Origin of the sequence: Bradyrhizobium sp. HKCCYLRH1034 (genome assembly GCF_051168375.1) — a bacterium.
GTDB lineage: Bacteria > Pseudomonadota > Alphaproteobacteria > Rhizobiales > Xanthobacteraceae > Bradyrhizobium.
Window position 1 is genome coordinate 153,860 of record NZ_JBNPUW010000016.1, and the last position, 6,141, is coordinate 160,000.

7 protein-coding genes (1 of these 7 running past the window's edge) are annotated in these 6,141 nt (G+C 65.5%); 6 read left to right on the top strand and 1 reads right to left on the bottom strand.

The annotated features are described in order from the left end of the window. Window positions 1-20 precede the first annotated feature (20 nt). From ACQR0W_RS29550 to ACQR0W_RS29565, 4 genes are all read left to right on the top strand, one after another. Window positions 21-884: an MBL fold metallo-hydrolase gene (locus ACQR0W_RS29550; protein ID WP_315753788.1), complete on the top strand. Its 864-nt coding sequence runs from the start codon at window positions 21-23 to the stop codon at window positions 882-884. Window positions 885-961: 77 nt separating this feature from the next. Continuing rightward, window positions 962-1,804, top strand: a complete 843-nt coding sequence (locus ACQR0W_RS29555) for a fumarylacetoacetate hydrolase family protein (RefSeq protein ID WP_315718081.1) — start codon at window positions 962-964, stop codon at window positions 1,802-1,804. A 119-nt stretch (window positions 1,805-1,923) separates the two neighbouring features. Beyond that, window positions 1,924-2,538: a glutathione S-transferase family protein gene (locus ACQR0W_RS29560; protein WP_315753790.1), complete on the top strand. Its 615-nt coding sequence runs from the start codon at window positions 1,924-1,926 to the stop codon at window positions 2,536-2,538. A gap of 19 nt (window positions 2,539-2,557) precedes the next feature. Continuing rightward, window positions 2,558-3,424 carry an MBL fold metallo-hydrolase gene (locus tag ACQR0W_RS29565; RefSeq protein WP_434840903.1) on the top strand — a complete coding sequence of 289 codons (867 nt, stop codon included), beginning with the start codon at window positions 2,558-2,560 and terminating at the stop codon, window positions 3,422-3,424. A gap of 31 nt (window positions 3,425-3,455) precedes the next feature. Here ACQR0W_RS29565 and ACQR0W_RS29570 read toward each other — a convergent pair whose 3' ends face one another. Further along, the gene (locus ACQR0W_RS29570; protein ID WP_315753793.1) at window positions 3,456-3,998 is read right to left on the bottom strand and encodes a methylated-DNA--[protein]-cysteine S-methyltransferase; all 543 of its coding nucleotides are present in this window, start codon (window positions 3,996-3,998) and stop codon (window positions 3,456-3,458) included. A 209-nt stretch (window positions 3,999-4,207) separates the two neighbouring features. Here ACQR0W_RS29570 and ACQR0W_RS29575 point away from each other — a divergent pair, with 209 nt between their 5' ends. Then, window positions 4,208-5,011 (top strand): phytanoyl-CoA dioxygenase family protein, encoded by an 804-nt coding sequence (locus ACQR0W_RS29575; protein ID WP_316166775.1) that lies wholly within the window; start codon window positions 4,208-4,210, stop codon window positions 5,009-5,011. Between the two features lie 164 nt (window positions 5,012-5,175). Then, window positions 5,176-6,141 carry the 5' portion of an NAD(P)H-dependent oxidoreductase gene (locus ACQR0W_RS29580; protein ID WP_316171776.1) on the top strand. Its footprint extends 342 nt past the window's final position, so only the first 966 of its 1,308 coding nucleotides appear in the window; the start codon lies at window positions 5,176-5,178; its stop codon lies beyond the right edge, outside the window.

The following is a 6,141-nucleotide window of genomic DNA, read 5'->3' on the forward strand; positions in this document are numbered from 1 at the left end:
AATAGGACGAGGAAGCGCGCATGTCTTGGACGATCGGCCGGGTCAGGGTCACCAAATTCGTCGAGCTGGAGACCGTCGGCGGCACCCGCTTCATCCTGCCGCAGGCAACACCCGAGACGATCCGCGAGCTGTCCTGGCTCACGCCCGATTTTGCGACCGATGAAGGTCGGCTGAAGATGTCGATCCACACCCTGGTGCTGGAAACACCGACGATGCGGATCGTGGTCGACACCGGGCTCGGCAACGACAAGCAGGGCCGCAGCGTGCCAATGTGGAACAACCGCGCGACACCGTTCCTGGAAACGATGAGCGCTGCCGGCCTCCCGCCTGAGAGCATCGACATGGTGATCTGCACCCACCTCCATGTCGACCATGTCGGCTGGAATACGCGGCTGGTCGACGGCCGCTGGGTCCCGACTTTCTCCAATGCGCGCTACGTTTTCGGCCGCACCGAATATGAGCATTGGCGCGATCACAGCGAGGCCGCCGACGAGACGGCGACCTTCGCCGATTCCGTGCAGCCGATCGTCGCCGCCGGACGCGCGGAGTTCGTCGGAAGCGAAGCGGTGATCACCGACGAGATCACCCTGATCCCGACGCCGGGGCACAGCCCGGGTCATGTCAGCCTGCACATCCGCTCGGATGGCGCGCAGGCCGTGCTCACCGGGGACGTCGCCCACCATCCCTGCCAGATGGCGCGTCTCGATTGGAGCTCGACGGTCGATTCCGATCCGGCGCAGGCGATCGCGACCCGGCGGGCGCTGTTCTCGCGTTTTGCCGACACCGAGACGCTGGTGATCGGCGGCCATTTCCATGCCGGCCATATCCGGCGGGACGGCGCCGCCTTCCGCTTCGAGGCATTACAGGGCAGCGGCGACGCATAGCCCGCAAGGTTGAATTTCCTCCCGCCATGCTCCATGACAGGGCTCTGGAATACCAGGGAATTGAGGGAGAGAAACCAATGAAGCTTGTTCGCTACGGCGAGAAGGGCGCGGAAAAGCCGGGCCTGATCGACGCATCCGGCCAGTTGCGCGACCTGTCGGCGCATGTGAAGGACCTCGATGGCGCGGCCTATGCGCCGGAGTCGCTGAAGAAGCTCGCCGCGCTCGATCCGGCCTCCCTGCCCGCCGTTGCCGGCAAGCCGCGGCTCGGCGCCCCTGTCACCGGCATCTCGAAATTCGTGGCGATCGGCCTCAACTACTCCGACCATGCCAAGGAGACCGGCAACCCGATCCCGGCCGAGCCGATCTTCTTCCTGAAAGCCAACACCGCGCTGTGCGGTCCCTATGATCAGGTCGAGAAGCCGCGCGGCTCGACCAAGCTCGACTGGGAAGTCGAGATCGCCGCCATCATCGGCACTCGCGCCAAATACGTCTCAGAGGCCGAGGCGTTGAACCACATCGCGGGCTACACGATCTGCAACGACGTCTCCGAGCGCAACTTCCAGATCGAGCGCCTGGGCCAGTGGACCAAGGGCAAGTCGCACGACACGTTCGGTCCCGTAGGTCCGTGGCTCGTCACCAAGGACGAGATTCCAGACGTGCAGAACCTGTCGATGTGGCTCGACGTCAACGGCCAGCGCCGCCAGACCGGCACCACCGCGACGATGATCTTCTCGATGGCGAAGTGCATCTCCTACGTCTCGCAGTTCATGACGCTCCTGCCCGGCGACATCGTCACCACCGGCACGCCTCCCGGCGTCGGCATGGGCATGAAGCCGCCGACCTTCCTCAATGTCGGAGACGTCGTCACGCTCGGCATCGAGCGCCTCGGCGAGCAGCGCCAGGAGATCATCGAGGCGTAAGGCGCGATATCGACTTGTGAGTCATTCCGGGATGGCGCGTAGCGCCAGACCCGGAATCTCGAGATTCCGGGTTCGATGCTTCGCATCGCCCCGGAATGACCAGCCAGAGGACACTTCCGATGAAACTCACCTTCTCGCCCGCCTCGCCATTCGCCCGCAAGGTGCGCATCGCTGCCATCGAACTCGGGCTGATCGACCGGCTCGAATTCGTGCCTGCAGCCGTGGTGCCGGGCCAGGCCAATGAGGAGTATTCGAAGATCACGCCGCTGAAGAAGCTGCCGGTGCTGATCCTCGACAATGGCGACGTGATCCTGGATTCCTACGTGATCGTCGAATATCTCGACGAGCTCGCCGGCGGCAACAAGCTGATCCCCGCTTCCGGCCCGTCGCGCTGGAAGGTCAAGAGCGAGCATTCCATGCTGCAAGGCATGCTCGATTCCATGCTGCTATGCCGCTACGAGGCGATGGTGCGGCCCGAGGGCCTACGCTGGCAGGCCTGGTCCGACGATCATTGGAACAGGGCCTGGATGGGCATGGCGCGCTTCAATGCGCAGCCCGACTTGATGACACGCCCGTTCGACATCGTCGCGATCGGACTCGTCTGCGTACTCGGCTATGCCGATTTCCGCTTCGCCGATTGCGGCTGGCGCAAGGCATTTCCAGCACTCGACGCATTCCACAACAAGATGCTCGAACGCGAATCGGTGAAGATCTCGGTGCCGCCGGCGGCTTGATCCCTGAACAGGAGCTGCCGTGACGCTGACGTTCTCGGTTGCAGACACGACCATTCATCGCATCATCGAGCAGGAAACCACGTTCCTGCCGGCGCGTGAGATGTTTCCGGCGCTGACACCGGCGATGCTGGCGGCAGAGCGCAGCGCGCTGCAGGCGGCCGGTGCCCTCGATGCGCAGGACACGCTGATCCTGTGCTTTCAGTCCTACGTGGTGAGGACGCCTCACCACACCATCCTGATCGACAGCTGCATCGGCAACGACAAGCCGCGCGCGCGGCCGGTCTGGAACATGAAGACCGACGACAGCTACATGCTTGCGCTTGCGGCCGCGGGCGTATCGGTCGACGACATCGACGTCGTGATGTGCACGCATCTGCACACCGATCATGTCGGCTGGAATACGCGGCTCGACAACGGCCGCTGGGTGCCGACCTTCCCGAATGCGCGCTACGTGTTCGCGCAGCGCGAATATGACTACTGGGTGGCGCAGAATGCCAAGGCCGAGGTGCCTCCATTCGCCGACAGCGTGCTGCCGGTGGTCGAGGCCAGGCGCGCCGACATCGTCGGCGACGCATTCGCGATCGGTGATCATGTCCGGCTGCTGCCGACGCCGGGCCACACGCCCGGCCATATCGCAGTCGCCGTCGGCAGGGGCAGAGACGATGCGGTGTTCGCCGGCGACCTGATCCACACGCCGCTGCAGCTCAGCTTTCCCGAGCTGTCACCGAGATTCGACGTCGACCCGGCTCAGGCCGGGGTGACGCGCCGCGCCTTTCTCGAGCGCTATTGCGACACGTCGACGCTGTGCTGCACGGCGCACTTCCCGTCGCCCTCGGTCGGCCGCATTACCCGCAAGGGCAACGGCTTCGCCTGCGAGGCGGTCTGAGACACGGGCGCGGCGCCGGTCACCGCGCCCGTCAATCGAACAGGCTCGGCGTATGGTTCACCGCGGCGCCTTCGATCGCCAGCATCTTCAGCTTGGTCTCGACACCGCCATTGGCGGAGAAGCCGCCGGGCTTGTTGCCCGCCGCCAGCACGCGATGGCAGGGTACCACGATCGGGCACGGGTTGCGCCCGAGCGCCTGGCCGACCTCGCGTGACAGCTCGACTCCCCCGAGCTGCTTGGCGATATCGCCATAGGTCAGGGTTCGGCCCGGCGGGATCCGGCGCGCGATCTCGTAGACGCCGCGCTGGAACGCGCTGACGCCGTCGAGATCGAGGTCGACATCGCTGAGATCATCCGGCTCTCCGGCAAGCAGCGCCGTGATCCGCGTGATGGTGCGCCGCACATGCGGCGGCGGCTCGGCTTCGCCGATGCCTTCGTAACGCTGCTGCATCCGGATGCGGATCTGCGCGACGCCGCCCATCGGCAGTTGCACCGCATTGATGCCGCGCGCTCCCCATGCGATCGCGCAAGGGCCGATCGCGGTCTCGAAAATTGCAAAGCTTTGCTCTGACATGACGGACTCCATCGCCGCTCTGCCCCGTATCATCTGCCAGTCAAATTAGGCTTGGAGAATGTTGCGATCCACCCGGATTCTGCCAATGTCGACAGCGGAAGCACCGTGATGCCCATCGGCAGGCCGAAAGGATGGGAGCACGGCGCGGGGGCAGCCCGGCGCCAAGAGCGGGCGCCTCATCCGAGGAAACCAAGGCGAGGGAGACGGCCATGAAGCTGACGCCGGAGCAGATCGCATTCTTCAACCGCGAGGGCTGGCTGTTCCTGCCCGAGCTGTTCAGCCCCGAGGAGACCGCCTTTCTCGCCCGCGAGGCCGAGGCGATCTATGCGGCTAACCGTCCCGAGGTCTGGCGCGAGAAGAGCGGCGCGCCGCGCACGGCGTTTGCCGCCCACCTCTACAACGACGCCTTCCGCGTGCTCGCGGCGCATCCGCGCATGATCGAGCCGATCGAGCAGATCTTCGGCGAGAAGGTCTACATGCATCAGTTCAAGATCAACGCCAAATCGGCCTTCACCGGTGATGTCTGGCAATGGCACCAGGACTACGGCACCTGGAAGCGCGACGACGGCATGCCGGAGCCGCGCGCGATGAACATCGCGATCTTCCTCGACGAAGTGATGCCGATCAACGGCCCCTTGATGCTGGTGCCGCGCAGCCAGCATGCCGGCGACCTCGAGGCGTCGCATGATCTCGCGACCACGTCCTATCCGTTGTGGACCTTGGACGAGGCGACGGTGACGCGGCTGGTCGCGGAAGGCGGCATCGTCGCGCCGACCGGAAAGCCCGGCGGCATGCTGATGTTCCACGGCAATCTTGTGCACGGCTCCGCCGGCAACATCACGCCTTACCCGCGCAAGATCGTGTACCTCACGCTCAACGCCGTCTCGAACCATATCCGCACCCCGACGCGGCCGGAGTACATCGCGCATCGCGACTTCACCCCGATCGCGATGCTTCCGGATGACGCGCTGCTGCAGCTCGCCCGCGCGAAAAATCGCGAGGCGGCGGAGTGAGGCAGACAATCGCGCTACGAAAAGAGGCGTCATGCCCGGGCTTGACCCGGGCATCCATCCACAGGACGACTCCCCCATGAGAGATGGATGGCCGGGTCAAGCCCGGCCATGACGAGTCAGGAAAATCACGCCAGCTCGCGCAAGCATCGACACTGGACTATCCAATGAACCTCCACGCCCTCCTCCAAGCCCGCGCCGCCGCCGGCAAGCCTGTGCGCGTCGCACTGATCGGCGCCGGCAAGTTCGGCTCGATGTTCCTGGCGCAGGTGCCGCACGTCGCGGGCCTCGAGGTCCCCGTCATCATCGACCTCGATCCCGACCGCGCCCGCGACGCTTGCCGGACGGTCGGCTGGAGCGCCGAGCTGATCGCGCGCACGAATTTCAGCCCCGACGGTTCGAAGGCGACGGGTGACGGCATTGACGTCGTTGTCGAAGCGACCGGCAACCCTGCTGCCGGCATCCGCCACGCGCGCGCCGCGATCAATGCTGGCAAGCACATCGTGATGGTCAATGTCGAGGCCGACGTGCTGGCCGGGCCGCTTCTCGCGGAAGAGGCGCGCAAGGCGGGCGTTGTCTATTCACTGGCCTATGGCGACCAGCCGGCGCTGACGGCCGAGCTCGTCGACTGGGCGCGCGCGACCGGCTTCCACGTGGTCGCGGCCGGCAAGGGCACGAAATATCTGCCGGCCTATCACGACGTGACGCCGGACGGCGTCTGGCAGCATTACGGGCTGACGGCCGGCGAAGCACAGTCCGCCGGCATGAATCCGCAGATGTTCAATTCCTTCCTCGACGGCACCAAGTCGGCCATCGAGATGGCCGCGATCGCCAACGCGACGGGGCTCGACGTGCCCACGGACGGACTGCTGTTTCCCCCCTGCGGTGTCGATGATCTGCCCCATGTCCTGCGCCCGCGCGACCGCGGCGGCGTGCTGGAACGATCGGGCATGGTCGAGGTGGTGTCATCGCTGGAGCGCGACGGACGGCCTGTGTTTCGCGATCTGCGCTGGGGCGTCTATGTCGTGCTGGAGGCGCCGAGCGACTACGCCGCGGACTGCTTCCGCCAATATGGCCTGAAGACGGACGCCACTGGCCGCTATGCGGCGATGTACAAGCCCTATCACCTGATC